Consider the following 17,321-nt stretch of genomic DNA (forward strand, 5'->3'; position numbering starts at 1 on the left):
TTCAGGCAGCCGCGCGGTCGAGCCGATGCAGCGAGCCATCGATGATGCCATCGGCCATCAGCTTTTTGATGTGGCTGATGCGCTGATAGCGCGGTCCCTCAAACTCCTCGAGCGTCAGGTCGGACTTCCGGTACGCTTCATAGAGTTGCTCGGCACCCTTGCGCACGTCCCACTGCGGCTTGAACGCGGGCAGCACCGTTGCGATCTTCTCGAAGCTCACGCGATAGGAGCGTGTATCGGGGCCCGCGTCCGGCGCGAACTCGATGCGGCAATCCGGTACTACGCTGGCCACCACCTCGGCGATGTCGCGGATGCGATAGTTGTGCGCGGTCTGGCCGACGTTGAAGGCTTCGCAGTTGACCTTATCGGCAGGCGCTTCCATCGCGGCGATGAAGGCGCGCGAGATGTCCTCGATGTGCACGATTGGGCGCCAGGGCGAGCCGTCCGACTTCAGATAAATCAGCTTCTTGGTCACGGCCCACGCGACGAGATTGTTGAGAACGATGTCGAAGCGAATACGCGGCGATAGGCCATAAGCTGTGGCCGGCCGCAGGAAAGTCGGCACGAAGCCATCGCCGGCAAGCTGGGTGATGTCGCGTTCGGCCCACACCTTCGACTGGCCGTAGGCGGTAACGGGATTGAGCTCTCCCGTCTCGTCGACCACGTTCTCGCCCGAGCGGCCATAGTTGCTGCACGAGGACGCGAGCAGGAAGCGCTTCACGCCTTCCTTCTTGGCAAGTTCGGCGAGGCGCACGCTGGCGCGATGATTGATGGCGTAGGTGATGTCTGGGTTCAGATCACCCAGGGGGTCGTTCGACAGCGCCGCAAGATGAATGATGGCGTCGATACCTTGCAGGTCGCCGCCCGTAATGTCCCGCACATCCTTCAACAGTGCAGGAACCTGCGCGATGCTGCCGCCCGCATCATACGTGCACCGCTCATAAAGATGGCTGTCGACGCCGACGACATCGTGACCGGCCTTCTGCAGCATCGGAACCATGACCGTACCGATGTAGCCCAGATGGCCGGTGACCAAGACCTTCATGTGGTGTGCTCCCGCATTTGACGAAGTCGGAATATGACGGCGCGACGTGTCGCCTAGAGTTTCAAAGGTGCAAGGGCCTTGGCAATTCGCGCTTTAGGCGGTGATGGGTCGGCTCATTGCTGAAGTCGCCAGATGCCATTGCCGTGCCAGCCGCGGCAACAGCGGCCACGGGCCGAGGTAAATGCCGGCGCCTGGGTTGCTCTTCTGCCGCTTGCAGATGCGCATCTGCACTACTTCCTTTGATGGCGTTCTTCGCTCCGGCATCGGGGCCTATGGTTTGTTCCTTCTTGGGACAACGTGGGACACGATGCTTAACCTCGAACGTTTCCGCCATGCCTGGACGTCTGGCCGTGAGAGCCAGGCTGCGCGGTTACCGTCCTGGGGTGACGGCATTGCCGAGCAGACGGTCTCGTCGCTCTACTATCCCGCTGCGTGGGAAACGGTGAGCCAGGACGAGCTGATTTTCCTGATGCCGTCGCTGCGCCGTGCGCGTGCGGACAAAAGCACAGCGACCAGCCGTCTCTTCCAGCGCGCGCTAGCCGCACGGCTCAACCTTCTGGTCCGCCGTGCTGAGGCCACTGGCGATGGCGCGGCTAAAGCCATCATCACCGCCATCGAGGCAGCTAACCTCATTCAGAGCATGTCTCTCGAAGAGGCCTTTGCCGCGCAAAGGGATGCTTCGCACGGCAGCCCTTGTGGCGAAACCAGGACCCCCGAAGCGATCGCCGACCCGCGCGCCAGCAGCAAGGATGGCCGCGCCTATTGGGTCTTTGAGCTGTCCGTCCTGTCATCGCTCGATCGCGCGGCGCGGGTTGCTGTCTCAGCGCCGGCGCCTGGCTCCGATGGTGCCGAGCTTCCCTCTGCGCTGATCGCCTCCATCTATTCGGGCGTTAATGCCGCCTACGCCTACCCGAGCCTCGAGTGCGCTCATGAGCTGCTGAGCGTCGGAGTGTGGCTTGGTTACCTGCTGAGTGGCCGTCGGGCCATGATGCCGCTGTTCGTGGCCGAACGCCTTATCGCCCATCTCGGCGCAGGGCCCGGAAACGGCACAGCCGACACATGTGAGGCGCTCATCATGTTTCATGCTGAGGCGTCCGCTGGCGTGACGCGCCTGCTGCGCACCGCAAAGAGCGTCTACAAGTCGGGCGCGCCCGCAGTGGTACGGCCCTTGCCTACTGGAAGTGCAAAGCTTGGTAACCCGCCGCAATGGGATACCGCGCTTACCAAGTTCATCGGCGGTCACTTGGAAGCGTGCTCCCAACCCGCCTAAGGTGTTGGTATGCTGGACAGACCGGAATTCATTCCCGACGAAGACGATCTCGACGTCGATGGGAAGCACGAATACGTCACCTATGGCGACGTCTTTCGCTTTCTGTACCGATACCGCAAGGTGCTGGCAGCCTCTACGGGCGCCGGCCTGCTGGCTTCCGTCATCTATCTTGCGACGGCCACACCGATCTTTACTGCGGATACGCAGGTGCTGATCGAAGCCGACGTGCCACATACGTTCCGCGAACAGGCGACGGAATCATTCGTCGCTCTCGATACGCCGCAGGTCGAAAGCCAGCTCGCGATCATTCGTTCCGAGCGCATCGCCGAGAAGGTGGTTAACCGACTCGGCCTGCTGAAGGCGCAACCGGCGCAGACGCGGCCGTCCCTTCTTCATCGCTTGTACGAGTCCATTTTCGGTGCGCGACCGAAGAAGTCCGATGCCGATCGCATGGCGGGAGAAGCGGCTCAGATCCGCAACAATCTCGACGCCAGCCGCGAAGGTCTCTCGTACGCGATCAACATCACCTACAAGGCAACCGACCCGCAGACCGCTGCGAAGGTCGCCAACGCAATCGCCGATGCTTACGTCGACGATCAGCTCGACACGCGTGCGCAGGCAGCTTCGCAGGGCAGCAAGTGGCTGGAAGGCCGTATCGACGATCTGCGCAAGCAGATGAACGCCGCGGCGCTCGATGTGCAGCAGTTCAAGGCCAAGCGCGACTATCGCATCGTCAATCAGCGTGAGGCAGGCCAGTCGGACACGCCGTCGAACCCAAATTCGACGATCATTCCGCGCGGCGACGCGCGGGCCCCGACGGCGCCGTCACAAGCCGACGAGCGCAATACGCTGGAAGAGCTCGAGTCGCGCGCGCTCACTTATCGCAAGATCTTCGAGAGCTATCTGCAGGCCTACGCTGAATCGATGCAGCGCCAGTCCTATCCGGTCACCAATGCCCGCGTTATCACCAGGGCTTCGCCGCCGACGCGCAAGACGTATCCGCGCGGCTCGCTGTCGTTGCTCGCGGGCCTCTGCGCCGGCGCGCTGGCAGGGCTCGGTATAGCCTTCCTGCTCTTCAGCTTCGAAGACCGCATCCGCGCCAAGTTCTGATCGGCGGAGTGATGGCCCCTTTGGAGCCACGCTGCGGCGCGCGGCGCGCACCGTTGGCTTGAAGTTCTTCTCGCCGCATTAGACACGACGACGCCACTGGCCAAGCGCAATGCGTGGCCGCCTGTCATGGCGTAGTGCTAAGGGGGTTCTCTTCCGGCTTAAGTTAGAGACGGCTCCAGCGCTGCCGGATGATGGCGGTGCACCGGAAGCCGCTTTTCAAGCCCGCCAGACTTTACTCTGCGATCCGCTGTTTGCTGCTGCTGTTCAGAGCGGCCCGCTTGGGCTTCGTCGTGTCGATGGGCGCTAGCTTGCCGCTGCGTCCGGCTACCGGTGTTTCCGGCATTTCCGGCGCTGCTGGAAGGTCAGCGGAGGGATCCCCGGTGAAGGGAACCTCAACCTTCACAGTGTCGCCCGGCAACACCAGCGTGTTCTCGTTTGCATCGATCTGGACGTGGCCCCCGCCCGTCCGACGCACGATCTTGTAGTTGGGTTCGACCTGCTTGCCGCGATCGGCCATCATGCCCGGTGCCACCACTTCGGACTCATAGAGCAGCTTGCGCGCCGTGTCCTTCTTGTGCGTCGTCTGCTCGAGTTGGAACTGCGTCGTCTGCAACTCAGCTGCGACATCGCTCGACCGCTTCGTCTCGAGCTCGACCATGGCGATGTCGTTACGCGACAGATCCTGCCGGACCTTGACGACATTGCCTTCCATGCGCAGCCCGTCTCCTTCGAGCTGCGCCAGGTTGCGCTCCAGGGCCAGCTTGCGCGGGGCGGTGACAAGCCCCTTGCTGGCCAGCTTCACGACACCCGTTAGCTCCTGCTTCACCAGATCGATTTGCCGGCGATGGCTTTCGAGCTGCCCGGTGTTCGATTCAATCTCCTTCTCCAGAAAGTCCTTGAGCTGCGACAGCGTCTTCATCTGCATGTCGAACGAAGACTTGCGCGATCCAAAGACGATCCGCTCCTGCTCCACAAGGTTGTTCGTGGAAGGGTCGCGAGCGGCACGCGCTAGCAACTCCGGCGGGAAGGTGATCTCAGGCAGGCGTTTGAACTCGGCTTCCAGTCGCGCCTTGCGCGCAAGCAAGGCGTCGCGCTCCTTGTCGAGCAGTTCCAGGTCGCCGCGCGTAGACAACGAATCCCGCTGCAGCCGCAGCATGCTGGCATCGGCCACACGCCGCATGCCGCCACTGATGCTCACTGCCTGCAGCACCGTCAGGCCCGGCCGGTAAGGATATTCGCCAGGCTTTTCGACACTGCCGGCAACATAGAAGGGCCGGAATATGGTGACTTCCACCGCCGTATCCGGCGCCGTAGCCAGCCCCATGCGATCGCGCAAGCGCTGCCCGATCCGCTTCGAAAGCTCTTCCGTGGTGACGCCTGCCGCCGGCACATCGCCAATCAGCGGCAGGGCCAGATTGCCCGAAGGTCCGACCGTGTACTCGGCGTTGAGCGCCGACCAGGCAAAGATCTCATCGCGCGAAGGGCGCCACTCGAACACCATAACCCGGACTTTATCCTGCGGGCCGAGGTTGTACGGCTCCTGGGCGCCGGTGGTGTTCGTCGAGCCGTTGTCCCAGTCCTTCGCCGGCTTGGACTTCTGCGTTGTGTCCGCAGCGGCTCCCGAGGAGATCGGCAGCGCGAAGATGCTGAAAAGGCTGAGGCAGGAGACGAGCAGCCCGCGCGTGATGCCGCGCGTTGTTGCAGCCGTCGTCGAAGCACTCGGTGCCGCGGTCTGTCCAGTGCGGTGAGGCTCTAGACTGCTAGCGCAATTGAGGTGACGGCTGTGCATGAAATCAGGGGTCCTGCTCTTCAGACGACTGTGGCCAGCTACAGACTTGGTTATGCGCGCTCTATCGGTTCTGGCAACCAGCAAGCATGGCGATGGTTGAGAAGCGCGCTCTGAGGAGCCGCAAGTGCCGCGAGCCTTAACTCTAGCCACGCGTGCGGTCACTGGAACCCAGGAAAAAGAGATAGTTCGGGCACCTACGCCTCGAGCGTACGCCTTTTGGCGTAGGCCTCACCCCTGTGAGGCTGAGGGGGTGCGCATCGGCACTGATGCCCGCGTTGGGAAGAACCTGTCGATGCCGAGCCGTACGATGCGAGCGGCGGCACCGACGCCCCAGCTCAAATGCATGACCATTGCCGCCGGTCCTGCAGCAGAAAGGCAAAGATCGCGCTGCCGGTAAGCTGCCATCAGCCCCCACCCGATGCATAGCGCAGCGTAGAGGCCGACGGGCAGCAGAAACAGCCAATGGAAAGCCGCCAGTAGCAGCGCGCCGCTGCACCCGAGCAAGACGAGGAGCGGCATGATCTGCCTCAACTTCGGACGCGCCCGATGTTTGATGATCGTGTTCGCGCGGCCCCAGCCGAATTTGAAATACTGCCGCGCCAGCGATACGAAATCGGAACGCGGAAAGTACGTTATGCTGAGGTCGCTGAGATAGATGCGCCGCCCCGCCCTGACGAGCCGCACGTCGAATTCGGCGTCCTCATTGTGCGTGAAACTCTCATCGTACCCGCCAAGCTCGACGAATTCGCTTCGGTCGAACGCCGCGTGATGGCCATGGTCGACATAGCCCGAGCGTCCTGCGATGCGGTGGGCGGAGCCGCCATTTCCGATGATGCTGTTCTGGGCCGCAGCGATGGCCCTTTGCAGGCATGTCTTGCCGCGCGTGTTCATCGACACCACGACCGAAGCGACTTCTTTCGCGCGCATCGTTTCGATGCACTTGCTGACGAACCCGGGCGGATAGTCGGCATGGCAGTCGGCGCGCACGAGAATGTCAGAGCGCGCATCGGCGGCACGCGCAGCGATGTTCATGGCCGCTGCCTGCGAGCGGCGCTCGTTCTTGATCAGCCGGATGCGCGGATTGTCTACAGCGAGGGATTCTACGATCGATACGGTTTGATCCGAGCTGCCGCCATCCAGGATGAGGATCTCATAGTTGAATCCTTCGCCGTCGCGCGGCGTGATCGAGCGAATGGCATCGGCGATGTACTTTTCTTCGTTGAGCGCCGGCATCACGATGCTGGCGAACGCGCTCGGCCCAAAACTCATAAACCTGCCGGCCCTTATTCTCGAGAAAGCCCGTCCCAAACTAAGAGGGATATGCATGGCGACAACCTGGGCAATTATGCGGAGATGGAAGAGGCCATTGGGCGGAGGCGGGGGCAGACCGCTCCCCCAATCGGCTTAAGCGGCCACCTCATCGCCATCGCAGGGCACGGTAATATTAAGATTCATCGTAAGCCTCATCGGGGCGCACGACGCGTCGTTGCTCTATTCACCTTAGCAATCGGTTGTGAGCGCATCTGATCCTCTTGTTGACGCCGCGCTGCTCCTCTGGTCTCCTCGTTTACCCAAATGGAGAGGCTCGGCGTCGCAGCAGCCAGCCTGCGAGGCCCGTGTTCGAAATTCTCATCGTTGTCGCGCTCGTCGTCCTGAACGGCCTTTTCGCGCTTTCCGAGCTCGCTGTCGTCTCCTCGCGGCGGTCAAAGCTGAAGGCTCTCGCAAAGGCCGGGCGCAAAGGGGCCCGCAGCGCGCTCGCCCTCACTGACGACCCCGGACGCTTTCTGTCCACAGTGCAGATCGGCATCACGCTCGTCGGTGTCATTGCCGGTGCATTCTCCGGTGCGACGCTCGGCGCGCAGCTCGGAAACTACCTCGCCGACAGCGGCCTTCCCCGTCATACGGCCGAGATTCTGGGTCTCGGCACGGTCATCATCATCATCACCTACCTCTCGCTGATCATCGGCGAACTCGTGCCCAAGAACGTAGCGCTGCGAAATCCCGAGGGCATCGCGTGCCTTGTCGCGCCCGCTATGACGCAACTGGCGCGCTTCGCCTCGCCGCTCGTCTGGTTCCTCGATAGCTCGACGAAAATCGTCCTGCGCCTGACTGGCGAGGCGCCTCAATCCGGTGCGTCGATCACCGAAGAGGAGATCCGCACCCTTGTTGCCGAAGCCGAAAGCGCGGGCGTTCTAGAAAGCGGCGAACGCGAGATGATCGCCGGCGTTCTGAGGCTCGGCGATCGTGCCGTTCCCGGCCTCATGACGCCTCGCACCGATATCGATTGGCTTGATGCCACGGAAAGCGAAGAGGAAATCCGCGCGCGTCTCCTCTCAACCGGTCATTCGCGTCTCCCGGTCGGTGAGGGCTCGCCCGATGCCATGATTGGCGTGGTCCAGACTCGCGAGTTGCTGGCGGCACTGCTGGATCATCGCCCGCTCGACGTGCGCGCTCACGTGGCGCAGGCGCCGATCATTCCTGAGACAATGGATGCACTCGACGTCTTGCAAGTTCTGCGTGACGCGGATGTCCCCATGGCGCTGATCCACGACGAGTATGGCCATTTCCAGGGACTGGTGACGCCGGCAGATGTCCTTGAGGCGATCGCCGGTGTGTTTCATTCCGATGCCGAGGGCCGTGAGCCCTATGCGGTCGAGCGTCAGGACGGCTCATGGTTGCTGTCTGGCGAAATGCCCGCCGACGAGATGGCGGAAACCCTGGAAATCACGCTGCCTGAGCACCGCGACTATCACACCGTCGCCGGATTCGTGCTGGCGCTGCTGCACCGTATCCCCGCGACCGGCGAGGCTGTGACAGCATACGGTTGGCGTTTCGAGGTCGTCGATCTCGACGGACGCCGCATCGACAAGATCCTGGCGACGCGGCCGCAGCCGCTTCTACGCCGACAGCGCTAATTGAGAGCAAGTCTCGAGAGCGATCGGACCCTGCCTGCGCCGGGTCCGACCAGCCCAGGCTGCATCAGACAGGAGTGTCGAGCAGCTCTTTCAGATAGCTGTCGATGGCCTTGTTGTAGTTCGGGCAAACACCGAACAGGGCCAGATGCCCCCACGGCGAGGAGATGCGCTTCAGCGAACTCCCGGGAATAAGCCGCTGCTCGTGCTCGATATCGCGCAACGGGAAGAACGCGTCCTCGTCGATCGCAATGACGAACGTCTTGGACTTGATGGTCGCAAGGACGTTAGTGAGATCCGCCCCCGCGCTCTTTGCCGTATCGCCGCTGCGCCACTTTGTGAGCAGCGTCAGCAGATTGTTTGGGTCCTGCGGGATGAAGTGTCCCTCGACGAATCCGACCAGGAAGTCTTCGACCGATGTAAATCCGATCGAACGCCATCCCTCATCGTTGAACAGCATCGGTGTAAAGCCGGAAGCCGCAAACACGCGTGCATGATTGCGCAGGCCGCGCTGCACGTCGCTACCCTTTCTGTACCAGCCGCCGTCCCAGCCCGCGTCGCTCTTGATGGCATCGATGAAGGTGCTCACCAAGGCAGCGTTGTGGTTCGTCACCTTGGCCGTGCCGGCGATCGGCGCTGCCCGCTTGACGACATCGGGGAAGCGAACCGCCCACTCGTAGGTCTGCTGTGCGCCCATCGAGCCGCCCAGTACGAGCTGCAACTGGCTGATGCCCAAGTGCTCTGTGATGAGCCGGTGCTGGGCGCGCACGTCATCGGCGATCGATATGCTCGGAAAGCGCGGGCCCGCAAACGCCGCGGTTGCATTGCTCGGCGAGGTCGACAGCCCGTTGCCGATCTGGTTGGCGAAAATGATGAAGTACTTGTTCGGATCGAGCGCGCGTCCTTCGCCTGCGTACGCTTGCTCGAGAATCTTCGAGGTCCCCGAGTACCAGCTCGGGAATAGGATGGCGTTGTCTTTCGCCGGCGAAAGCGTGCCTAGCGTGCTGTAGGCGATCTTCAGGTTGCGCAGCTTGCCGCCGCACTCGAGATCGAGATCGCCTGCGTCGTATACTTGATAGGGGCCGTGCAGAGCCTGCGAGTAGTATTCGCTGGATACGCGCTGATGTTGTGACACTTTCCCTCTCCTTTCGCATGGGTGTTGGGCCGACTATTCCAGCTTCGACGAGGGTTACAGTCAGAACCCTTCCTTGAATGGCCGCAAGTCCAGCTCATGGGTCCACGCACTTCTTGGCTGCGTATGCAATGTCCAATACGTCTGCGCGATGTCGTCGAGTTCCAGCAGACCATCATCGCCCTTGGCCGCGACGAATTCGGGAAAGTTCGATTGCGCATAATCCCCCCGGATCACGCCGTCGATAACGACGTGCGCAACGTGGATTCCCTGCGGCCCGAACTCGCGCGCATAGCCTTGCGCGACTGCACGCAGCGCAGCCTTGGCTGACGCGAAAGCGAGAAAGGGTGGACGGGCACGCACCGACGCGGTTGCTCCAGTGTAGAGCAGCGTCCCGCTTCCGCGCGGCAACATCGCGCGAATTGCCTCGCGACCGACAAGAAAGCCGCCAAGCGCGTTCTGGCGCCACATGCGCGAGAACAGCGCCTTGCTGATGTCGAGCGACGGCACCATCGCGTTGCTGCCGACGTTGTAGACAACGAGCTCCAGGGAGCCGGGCCTGATCGAAGAAAAGAGTGCAGTGACGTCGCCTTCCTTCGTCGCGTCGGCCACGAAGGGGCGGACGCGCCGGCCACGCCCACCTGTGTTCGCCGCCACGGCTCTCAGCCGATCCTCGCTGCGTCCGACGATGACGACGTCGAGGCCCTCGTGCGCAAAGCGACGCGCAAGCGCCGCACCCAGACCGTCGCTCGCGCCGACACCAACGACGACTGCAGTTCGATTGCCAGCCACTTTCACCACCTGGTTATGATCGCTTCTCGCTTAGCATCGCCAGGCTGAAGGGAGTGTTGCGGCATCACAGAACCCGTCACGCTTCGAAATGCAGACGGAGCCGCGCGAACCAGCGCGGCTCCGATCCGGCGGGTCAATCGGAGGAGATGCCTCACGCACGCCCGAAGAGTAGAATGAAGTTGTTTGCGGGCAGGTGCAGCGTCTCCTTCAGCACGATGCCGTGCGGAGCTGCAGCCTTCTCCAGATCGCGCACGTCCTTGAGCCCCCACTCAGGAACTTTGGCCGCGAGGATCTCCTTGTCGAAAGCCTCATTCGAGGCTGTCGTGTAGCCGCCATCGACCTTGAACGGCCCATAGATCGCGACAAAGCCTTCGGGCTTCAGAAGCTTCGAAGCGAGGTGGGCGATGCCATCGGCGATGGAGACCGGTGCCACCTGGAAGATATTGATGACGAAGATCGCGTCATACAGCTTCTCGCTGGCAGGCGGCCACGAGCCCGGATCGGTCAGATCAATCCGGATTGGATCGACGATGTTGATGTTGCCCTTCTCGGCCTTTGTCTGCTTGATCGTCGCAAACACATCGGTGTCGTAGTCCGACGGCTGGAAGCGGATGCTCGGGAAGTGCGGCGCGAAGTAATTGATGTGTTGGCCGCTGCCGCTCGCCAACTCGAGGATATCGCCCGACGCGGGGAAGATCTTCTTGAACACCGACAGGATCGGATCGCGGTTTCTCCGCCCGGCCCATGCAACATACGGGCTCAGCGGATATGGATCGATCGGCGGGCGCGGTTCCTCGACGACCTGTGCGACGGCTGCAGATGACACGGTGTTCTCCTTCTTCAGAATGCTAGAGATTGATTGCCAGATACCCATTCGACTTCCCCTTCACGCGTAGAGTTGGAATCTTGTCTCGCTCACCGCATCGACACGATGCGGTTGGCTTCGGCAGCGCTGCGCAGCTGCACGCGCACATCCTCATCCGCTGACCGCGCGCACGCGGCAGCGTCAGTTCGATTGACATTTGCAAGTACCCTTCCAGCGGGAGCTGGCGATCAACAGGCAGTCTGGTCGGTGGCGCAGATCCGCGTTCTGCAAAACCCGATATCGGGCTGCAGCGGTTTGGCGTCCGCGTCGGTTGGCTGCATCGTTGATACGGTCTTGCCGCGGCGACCCGAACCAATTTTTTCCGAATTGTTTATTCGGTATCGATCGTTGAGTGCAGCGGATCGCAAGCGTAGACAGCACCAGACGCGCGCGGCATCGGGGCCGTGCACAACGGAGAGTGGACGCAAATGAGCATCAAGAAGGTGTTTCTCTACGCAGAGATTCAGGTGGGAATCCCATTCACGAATATCGATTGGCCGGCGATTAACGTTGCGATGAAGAAGAACCCTGGCCTCAAGAGCAAGACGTGGCTCAGCGGACTGAACAATCACTCGATCGGCGGTTTTTATGAGTTCGACTCCGTCGCCAACGCGCGCGCCTATGCCGAAGGCTACTTGGCCGAAGCCGCCAAGCAGCTCGGCGGCACGCTGTCGGTCAAGCTGTTCGACGGCGACGTCACCGAGGACGCCAATCGCGGCATGTCATCGCCGTATTACGCCAAGAAGCCGAGCAAGCAGCCCGCTACAGCGAGCTGATTTGCCCGACGCTGAGCCTGATACGACAACGGCGCCGTCCATAGGAGGGCGCCGTTTCGATTCCGGAAAGCTGCGAGCCGCGTTCACTTGATGGGTGCTGCACTCCTGCTGGCGAAGAGATCCTCGACATTGAAGCGATAGCCGAGCGAAGCCGTCAGCCACCAAGGGTCGAGATCGATCTTCGAGCGCACGTCGCCAAGTGGCGTGCCGTACCATTTTACCGTTGTGTCGAGCCAGGTCTTCTTGACGTCGAGATCGAGCGACCAGCCGTCACCGAGGTCGTAGTCGACGCCTGCCTGGAGGGCGAAGCCGAAGCTGTCCTCGATATCGACACTCGTCGCACCGAGAAGATTGTCCGCCTTGCCTGGCCAGTAATGGATCCACTGCACGCCGGCCCCGACGTACGGCTGGAAGTTATGAATGCGGTCGAACCGATACTGCAGCGTTACGATGGGTGGCAGAACCCACGCATCGGCAAGGTCTCCGTAAGGCGCAAGAAGCCCTGTGCCCTTGGCCGTGATCTTCGCTGTGCAGCAGATTGCCTCCACCGCCCAGTTCGGCGTGAAGAAATAGGTGATGGTCGCCGTCGGCACCGCGACGTCACCCAGCTTGGCGTTTGCCCCAGCTGGCTTCAGATCGCCAAGAGCGGTATTCACCGACTTGACGCTTTCGTCGAACAATACTCCCGTGAGGCCAAGGCGAACCTGAAGGTTGCCGTTGGAATCACCTGCGCGGGTCGGCACTGCACCGACGACCGTGACGGCCATGGCAGCGGCTCCCACAGCCGCAAGTCGTGCAATTCTTGGCATTGGTTATCAGCCCCCTTTGATCGCTCTCGCGCCAACTGCGACGCGGACCGCCAGCGACCCCAATCGCGGCGATTTCAATTCAAGTGGGCTGAGTCAAATGAGGCGGCAAATACGAAGAATTCATAAGCAATGGGCGAGTGAATGCAGCTGCATGCAAATTCGCTGAAAACAAACGTCGCGCTGCGGCGTCCCTATCCATTGGGGCAACCACGGGGCGCGACGTTTGGTTCGTTGCGGCGAACAGGCGTTCGCTATGGTCAGCTGAAGAGAGCGACGGCCTTCACAATCGTGCTCCACACACCCCAGGCAAACGGGATGCCGACGGCAAGCCACGCCAGCAGCGCACCGACGCTGACACCGCCGAGCCCGATTCCGAACGAGCCGGTCGGAGTCACTTTGCTCGGCCCAGCATCTGCCGCAGGATCGCTCATCAGCCACCGCGAGTGCACCGGCCGCACCAACGCATTGCAGATGAGGCCGACCAGCAGGAAACCGACGAGAATGTACATCGTGCGGTCATAGACGAGTGCCCGCGGAATGCCCGCAGCAATCTGCGCGTCGCGGATGTAACCGATCACCATCGGGCCGACGACGCCCGCCGTCGACCACGCGGTTAGCAAACGGCCGTGAATGGCGCCCACGTACTTGGTGCCGAAGATGTCGGCGAGATACGCAGGAACCGTTGCAAAGCCGCCGCCGTACATCGACAGGATCACGCAGAAGGCTGCAACGAAAAGCGCGCGCGAGCCCATATGCGCCAGCGTTGGCGCCAGGCCATACAGCAGCATGCCGAGGGCAAAAAAGATGAAGTAGGTCCGCTTGCGCCCGATGAAGTCCGACGCCGAAGCCCAAGCAAACCTTCCGCCGCTATTGAACAGCGACAGCAGGCTCACGAAGCCGCCGGCGATCGCCGCGATGGCAATCTTTTGCGCTTCATTGAGTGCGCTGAACGGAATTTCCGGTTGACCGATCAGCGAACCCGCAAAGATCTCCTGCAGCATGGGCGATGCCATGGCGAGCACGCCGATGCCCGCCGACACGTTCATGCACAGCACCATCCAGATCAACCAGAACTGCGGCGTCCTGTGCGCGTGCGCGAGATCGACGTTCCCGCTGGTGATCATCTTTTTGTTGGTCGCCTTTGGCGTCCAGCCCTCCGGCGCCCAGCCATCAGGCGGCACGCGGTAGCCGAAAGCGCCGGCCAGCATGAACACAAGATAGATGAGGCCCAGGGTCAGAAACGTCTGCCACACGCCCACAGAGGTTGCCGTGCGGAAGCCGTCGAGATGCAGGCTCCAGTTGCCGAAGCTGGCGAGGTCGCCGCCGTTCATCAGCAGCACCGCGAGCGGCGAGCCGATCATCGCACCACCGCCGAAGCCCATGATGGCCATGCCCGTCGCCATGCCGCGCCGGTCGGGGAACCATTTGATCAGCGTCGACACCGGCGAGATGTAGCCGAGGCCGAGACCGATACCGCCGATCACGCCGAGGCCGATCCACAGCACCCAGAGCTGATGGATCATGACGCCGAAGCTCGAGATGATGAAGCCGCCGCCCCAGCACAGCGCCGCCGCGACGCCTGCCTTGCGCGGACCGGCACGTTCCAGCCAGCCGCCGAATACGGCGGCCGAAAGACCGAGGAAGACGATGCCGAGCGTGAAGATGACGAGAAGGTCGGTGACGCGCCAGTCGCACGTTGTCGTAAATAGTGCGTCCAGCATCGTCATGTCAGGGCACGTGACCGGCTTCTCGATACCGATCGCCTGCGCGAGCGGCAGCCAGAACACGCTGAGCCCGTACGACATGCCGATGCAAAGATGGATGGCGAGAGCAGCAGGCGGCACCAGCCACCGGTTGAAACCGGGTTTGGCGATGGTGCGCTCTCTAGAGAGCAACGCCGGCGCGGCATTGCCCGTACTTGCAGTGGTGGCCATGATGCATTCCCTTCCCCGTAGTCCCTATCCGGGTGGCTTTGCGCCATGCGCCGCCCCCTTCTTCTCTCTTTCTTGGCATGGGTTTGCCGTCACGATCAACGGCGGGGCAAGGGCAGGGAAGGATGAAAATCAATAAAAAAAGCGGGGCTTGAGCCCCGCCCTGGGTCCGGAATGGCGCGAACGTCGCCTAGGCTGCGCGGTCCGTGTGCTTGGAGAGTTCATGGCCGAACAGCCCGAACGGCACGCATTCAGCGGCAATTCGGTTAGGCCCCATGCTGTCGAGCGCGGCCACCATGCGTCCCGCGCGTCCGAGATAGGCATCGGCGAGACCGACGAAGCGCCTGTTCGGCACTGCAGTATCGGACGCCCGCCGCAGGGCCTGTGCAATCGACTGCTCCGAGGCGCCGGGGTTGAGGGCGCATAGCGTGATGAATGCTGCCGCCGTCGACCGGCTGAGACCCGCATAGCAATGGATCAGCAGCGGCGCTTCGCGATCCCACCGCTCCACGAAGTCCAGCAGCGCTCCCACGTGCGCTTCGCCAGGCGGGCTCGCGCCGTCGCAAGGCTCTATAATGTCATGCATATCGAGCCTCAGATGCCGTTCGGCGGCGAAGCCGGCGGGTGTCTGGGGCGCAAGGTCTGCATTAATGGCACTGACCAGATGGGTCGCGCCGGTCTGCCTAAGCACGTCCGGGATGTGCCTCAGCGCGCAGACGTGAACAGCCGCGGAAGCTTTGCCCTTCATCATCGAATCTTTCCAGAAGCTTATGGTTGGACGCCGTGTGCCAGCCAACCATGACCGTTTCAAGAAACCCCGCCCGGCTGAACGGCGCCCGCTGGACCACCCCCGGTCCCGAATGGTGGCCGAGCGGCAAGTTTACCGCACAAACACCCCGCGCGCAGCTTGCAGCAGCGTCGCGAACCGCCTATTCGAACCTTTGCGGCTATATAGGTGTCGTGGCCTTATCCGGCCAGACGGCCTTACGTCCTAGATACGGTCCCGTAGCTCAGCTGGATAGAGCATCTGCCTTCTAAGCAGAGGGTCGCAGGTTCGAGCCCTGCCGGGATCGCCAATTATCCACCATTGCCTAATCTCTATCTACCGCTGGCATGGTCCATTCATGTGCCTTCAGGCTCGCTCAATCTCTACCATCGAGATCGCTCACCGCGTTCGACAGTACACGTCTTGCGCAGGCTCTAGGTTTCGCCCGCGCATTCGCCGCGGACACCGCTGCGTCGATATCGAGCCGCCGCCGGCCTAGCTTGATAAGCTTGGATGTGGTCGAGACCACGAATGCCCCTATCTGCGATCGCGTGGCGGCATCGAGGTGCCTGCCTGCGAGCGTCTTGTGCATTTGCAGAACTGCCGCCTCGACAATGCGAAACTCATCGCCGACGCGGCGCTGCTCGACAAGCAGCGGTCCAATTTCCATTTCAGTCACCTTCCTAGATGCGTGCTGCTTCCACCTCGATTGGGGACTGCGGGCAAGATTTGCGCGCGGGGTCTCTCTGAGAGGTGATCGTCGCTTGCAGTTTCCTATGGCGCGCCTGAGCACAGCTGCTACGGCCAGTTCGGCCGTTGATGGCCCGCTTATGCCCCGATGCTTCGAGTGATCATCTCGCGCAACAAATTTCGATGAGCGAGGGAAGGGGCAAAGCTCGCAAGCTGCACGAGCATATGCCCGCGAAACACACACAATAACTCATAACACCGATCCCGGTGCCCGCCAAATGGGTCTTGACCTGAAGGAGCGCGCAAATCCATGGCATGGCGTCTTGCACATGCTGGGGAGAGTACCCATCTAATTATTGGTCCATGTGGACCAGATCCCCAAAAAAGCATCAGCATATCTCCCCTTCATCATCGATGGGGATATCGGTCTGAGCATCGAGAATGAATTCCATGAACCACAGCACCGACAATTCGTCGCGAAGACAACAGCGGCAAGGGCGGCAGCCCACGCGGCAAGCCGGGCCAGCTAGCAATGCGCGTGCAAACTACGAGCGCTACAGCGCTCTCGCGCGTGAATCGGTCCAGGTCGGCGACGCCGTACAGACAGAGTATTGGTATCAGCATGCCGACCACTATTTTCGCATGATGCGAGATCCAGCGGCCTGCTAGCGCCTTCCGTCGCCGAGACGCTTGATTGGGCGCCGGTCACAGCGACTTCGCCGATACACCATTCACGAAAATGTGGATGCAGCGGCGCACGTATGTCGCTCGGTCTTCCTCGCCCGGCCACTCCAGCCCATCGCTCGTTTTCGCAGCCATCGCGCCGAAGATCATGTCCATTAGAATCTTGGCTGCCGACGCGGTGTCGTCGACCTCGATTTGTCCGCGCCTGCGTTGACGTTCCAGCCACTCTGACAGCAACGTCATTGCCTTCTCTGGGCCCGCTTGCCGCATGACGCGGCCGAGCTCCGGATTGGCACGAATTTCCACCATGATGAAGCGCATGATGGCCATGCGGCGATCACTCGCTTCCGCATCGAGGTCGACGCGAAATATCTGTGCCAGCGCCTCCGTGAGCGGCAGTCCGTCGTAGTCGCCTGGCAACGCCAGCATCTCGAACCGGTGAGCAGCAACGATGGCGGCAAACAGGTCCGCCTTGTTAGCGAACAGCTCGTAGAGCGTTCGCTTCGACACGCGGCACTGGGCGGCGACGTCGCCCATCGTGACCTGTGACAGCCCCTTGGCAACGAACAGCGCCAAAGCATTTTCGGCGATCAGTGCGCGCTGATCCTCGTCGCTGCGCACTTTTGGGCGCCCGCGGGGGCGCCGAGGCTCGGCCGTTGCGGCTGCAATGGCACTTGATTTCCTCATGACGGGTGCAACTCCGCTGGGGCGACAAAGCTAGTTGACAGCCACATTTCTTCAAATAAAGGT

The 17,321-nt window shown here is 61.8% G+C and carries 15 protein-coding genes and 1 tRNA gene; 5 read left to right on the forward strand and 11 right to left on the reverse strand.

Annotated features, from left to right (window positions below):
- Position 1: 1 nt before the first annotated feature.
- Complete coding sequence (locus NDB2M4_RS15885; protein WP_072376822.1) at positions 2-1,045, reverse strand: NAD-dependent epimerase/dehydratase family protein; 1,044 nt, start codon at positions 1,043-1,045, stop codon at positions 2-4.
- 307 nt (positions 1,046-1,352) lie between these two features.
- Here NDB2M4_RS15885 and NDB2M4_RS15890 point away from each other — a divergent pair, with 307 nt between their 5' ends.
- Both NDB2M4_RS15890 and NDB2M4_RS15895 read left to right on the forward strand, forming a co-directional pair.
- Entirely contained in the window at positions 1,353-2,315 is a 963-nt protein-coding gene (locus NDB2M4_RS15890; protein WP_139247334.1) for a hypothetical protein, read from the forward strand.
- 9 nt (positions 2,316-2,324) lie between these two features.
- Complete coding sequence (locus NDB2M4_RS15895) at positions 2,325-3,425, forward strand: GumC family protein (RefSeq protein WP_072376826.1); 1,101 nt, start codon at positions 2,325-2,327, stop codon at positions 3,423-3,425.
- Between the two features lie 232 nt (positions 3,426-3,657).
- Here NDB2M4_RS15895 and NDB2M4_RS15900 read toward each other — a convergent pair whose 3' ends face one another.
- Together NDB2M4_RS15900 and NDB2M4_RS15905 are read right to left on the reverse strand one after the other, a co-directional pair.
- Positions 3,658-5,214 carry a polysaccharide biosynthesis/export family protein gene (locus NDB2M4_RS15900; protein WP_072376828.1) on the reverse strand — a complete coding sequence of 519 codons (1,557 nt, stop codon included), beginning with the start codon at positions 5,212-5,214 and terminating at the stop codon, positions 3,658-3,660.
- 228 nt (positions 5,215-5,442) lie between these two features.
- Complete coding sequence (locus tag NDB2M4_RS15905) at positions 5,443-6,483, reverse strand: glycosyltransferase family 2 protein (protein ID WP_072376830.1); 1,041 nt, start codon at positions 6,481-6,483, stop codon at positions 5,443-5,445.
- Positions 6,484-6,830: 347 nt separating this feature from the next.
- On the opposite strand from NDB2M4_RS15905, the gene NDB2M4_RS15910 reads away from it, so the two are divergent.
- Positions 6,831-8,129 (forward strand): hemolysin family protein, encoded by a 1,299-nt coding sequence (locus tag NDB2M4_RS15910; protein ID WP_072376832.1) that lies wholly within the window; start codon positions 6,831-6,833, stop codon positions 8,127-8,129.
- 64 nt (positions 8,130-8,193) lie between these two features.
- Here the strand turns inward: NDB2M4_RS15910 and NDB2M4_RS15915 are convergent, their stop codons facing one another.
- The 3 genes from NDB2M4_RS15915 to NDB2M4_RS15925 all read right to left on the reverse strand — a co-directional run bounded on the left by NDB2M4_RS15915 (position 8,194) and on the right by NDB2M4_RS15925 (position 10,924).
- Entirely contained in the window at positions 8,194-9,261 is a 1,068-nt protein-coding gene (locus tag NDB2M4_RS15915; RefSeq protein ID WP_072376834.1) for an alpha/beta fold hydrolase, read from the reverse strand.
- Positions 9,262-9,321: 60 nt separating this feature from the next.
- The gene (locus tag NDB2M4_RS15920; protein WP_139247335.1) at positions 9,322-10,050 is read right to left on the reverse strand and encodes an SDR family NAD(P)-dependent oxidoreductase; all 729 of its coding nucleotides are present in this window, start codon (positions 10,048-10,050) and stop codon (positions 9,322-9,324) included.
- Positions 10,051-10,201: 151 nt separating this feature from the next.
- The gene (locus tag NDB2M4_RS15925) at positions 10,202-10,924 is read right to left on the reverse strand and encodes a DUF938 domain-containing protein (RefSeq protein WP_083556481.1); all 723 of its coding nucleotides are present in this window, start codon (positions 10,922-10,924) and stop codon (positions 10,202-10,204) included.
- Positions 10,925-11,343: 419 nt separating this feature from the next.
- Between NDB2M4_RS15925 and NDB2M4_RS15930 the strand changes: the two genes are divergently transcribed.
- The gene (locus tag NDB2M4_RS15930; RefSeq protein WP_072376838.1) at positions 11,344-11,691 is read left to right on the forward strand and encodes a YdhR family protein; all 348 of its coding nucleotides are present in this window, start codon (positions 11,344-11,346) and stop codon (positions 11,689-11,691) included.
- An 83-nt stretch (positions 11,692-11,774) separates the two neighbouring features.
- On the opposite strand, the gene NDB2M4_RS15935 is transcribed toward NDB2M4_RS15930, so the two are convergent.
- The 3 genes from NDB2M4_RS15935 to NDB2M4_RS15945 form a co-directional block, all read right to left on the reverse strand.
- Complete coding sequence (locus NDB2M4_RS15935) at positions 11,775-12,458, reverse strand: OmpW/AlkL family protein (RefSeq protein WP_072376840.1); 684 nt, start codon at positions 12,456-12,458, stop codon at positions 11,775-11,777.
- 299 nt (positions 12,459-12,757) lie between these two features.
- The gene (locus NDB2M4_RS15940; protein ID WP_072376842.1) at positions 12,758-14,434 is read right to left on the reverse strand and encodes an OFA family MFS transporter; all 1,677 of its coding nucleotides are present in this window, start codon (positions 14,432-14,434) and stop codon (positions 12,758-12,760) included.
- Positions 14,435-14,621: 187 nt separating this feature from the next.
- Positions 14,622-15,182 (reverse strand): tyrosine phosphatase family protein, encoded by a 561-nt coding sequence (locus tag NDB2M4_RS15945; protein ID WP_348533044.1) that lies wholly within the window; start codon positions 15,180-15,182, stop codon positions 14,622-14,624.
- 248 nt (positions 15,183-15,430) lie between these two features.
- On the opposite strand from NDB2M4_RS15945, the gene NDB2M4_RS15950 reads away from it, so the two are divergent.
- Positions 15,431-15,507, forward strand: a tRNA-Arg gene (locus tag NDB2M4_RS15950).
- A gap of 66 nt (positions 15,508-15,573) precedes the next feature.
- On the opposite strand, the gene NDB2M4_RS15955 is transcribed toward NDB2M4_RS15950, so the two are convergent.
- Together NDB2M4_RS15955 and NDB2M4_RS15965 are read right to left on the reverse strand one after the other, a co-directional pair.
- A complete protein-coding gene (locus tag NDB2M4_RS15955) occupies positions 15,574-15,867 on the reverse strand; it encodes a hypothetical protein (RefSeq protein WP_072376844.1) in 294 nt (97 codons plus the stop codon).
- 725 nt (positions 15,868-16,592) lie between these two features.
- A complete protein-coding gene (locus tag NDB2M4_RS15965; protein WP_244536200.1) occupies positions 16,593-17,192 on the reverse strand; it encodes a TetR/AcrR family transcriptional regulator in 600 nt (199 codons plus the stop codon).
- Positions 17,193-17,321: the final 129 nt, after the last annotated feature.

The sequence above is a fragment of the Hyphomicrobium sp. NDB2Meth4 genome, from assembly GCF_900117445.1.
Classification (GTDB): domain Bacteria; phylum Pseudomonadota; class Alphaproteobacteria; order Rhizobiales; family Hyphomicrobiaceae; genus Hyphomicrobium_A.

Bases quoted from the DNA above. Each gene is read 5' to 3' on its own strand.
- NDB2M4_RS15885 (WP_072376822.1), bottom strand. From the start codon at position 1,045: ATGAAGGTCTTGGTCACCGGCCATCTGGGCTACATCGGTACGGTCATG.
- NDB2M4_RS15890 (WP_139247334.1), top strand. From the start codon at position 1,353: ATGCTTAACCTCGAACGTTTCCGCCATGCCTGGACGTCTGGCCGTGAG.
- NDB2M4_RS15895 (WP_072376826.1), top strand. From the start codon at position 2,325: ATGCTGGACAGACCGGAATTCATTCCCGACGAAGACGATCTCGACGTC.
- NDB2M4_RS15900 (WP_072376828.1), bottom strand. From the start codon at position 5,214: ATGCACAGCCGTCACCTCAATTGCGCTAGCAGTCTAGAGCCTCACCGC.
- NDB2M4_RS15905 (WP_072376830.1), bottom strand. From the start codon at position 6,483: ATGAGTTTTGGGCCGAGCGCGTTCGCCAGCATCGTGATGCCGGCGCTC.
- NDB2M4_RS15925 (WP_083556481.1), bottom strand. From the start codon at position 10,924: ATGGGTATCTGGCAATCAATCTCTAGCATTCTGAAGAAGGAGAACACC.
- NDB2M4_RS15930 (WP_072376838.1), top strand. From the start codon at position 11,344: ATGAGCATCAAGAAGGTGTTTCTCTACGCAGAGATTCAGGTGGGAATC.
- NDB2M4_RS15935 (WP_072376840.1), bottom strand. From the start codon at position 12,458: ATGGCCGTCACGGTCGTCGGTGCAGTGCCGACCCGCGCAGGTGATTCC.
- NDB2M4_RS15940 (WP_072376842.1), bottom strand. From the start codon at position 14,434: ATGGCCACCACTGCAAGTACGGGCAATGCCGCGCCGGCGTTGCTCTCT.
- NDB2M4_RS15945 (WP_348533044.1), bottom strand. From the start codon at position 15,182: ATGATGAAGGGCAAAGCTTCCGCGGCTGTTCACGTCTGCGCGCTGAGG.
- NDB2M4_RS15955 (WP_072376844.1), bottom strand. From the start codon at position 15,867: ATGGAAATTGGACCGCTGCTTGTCGAGCAGCGCCGCGTCGGCGATGAG.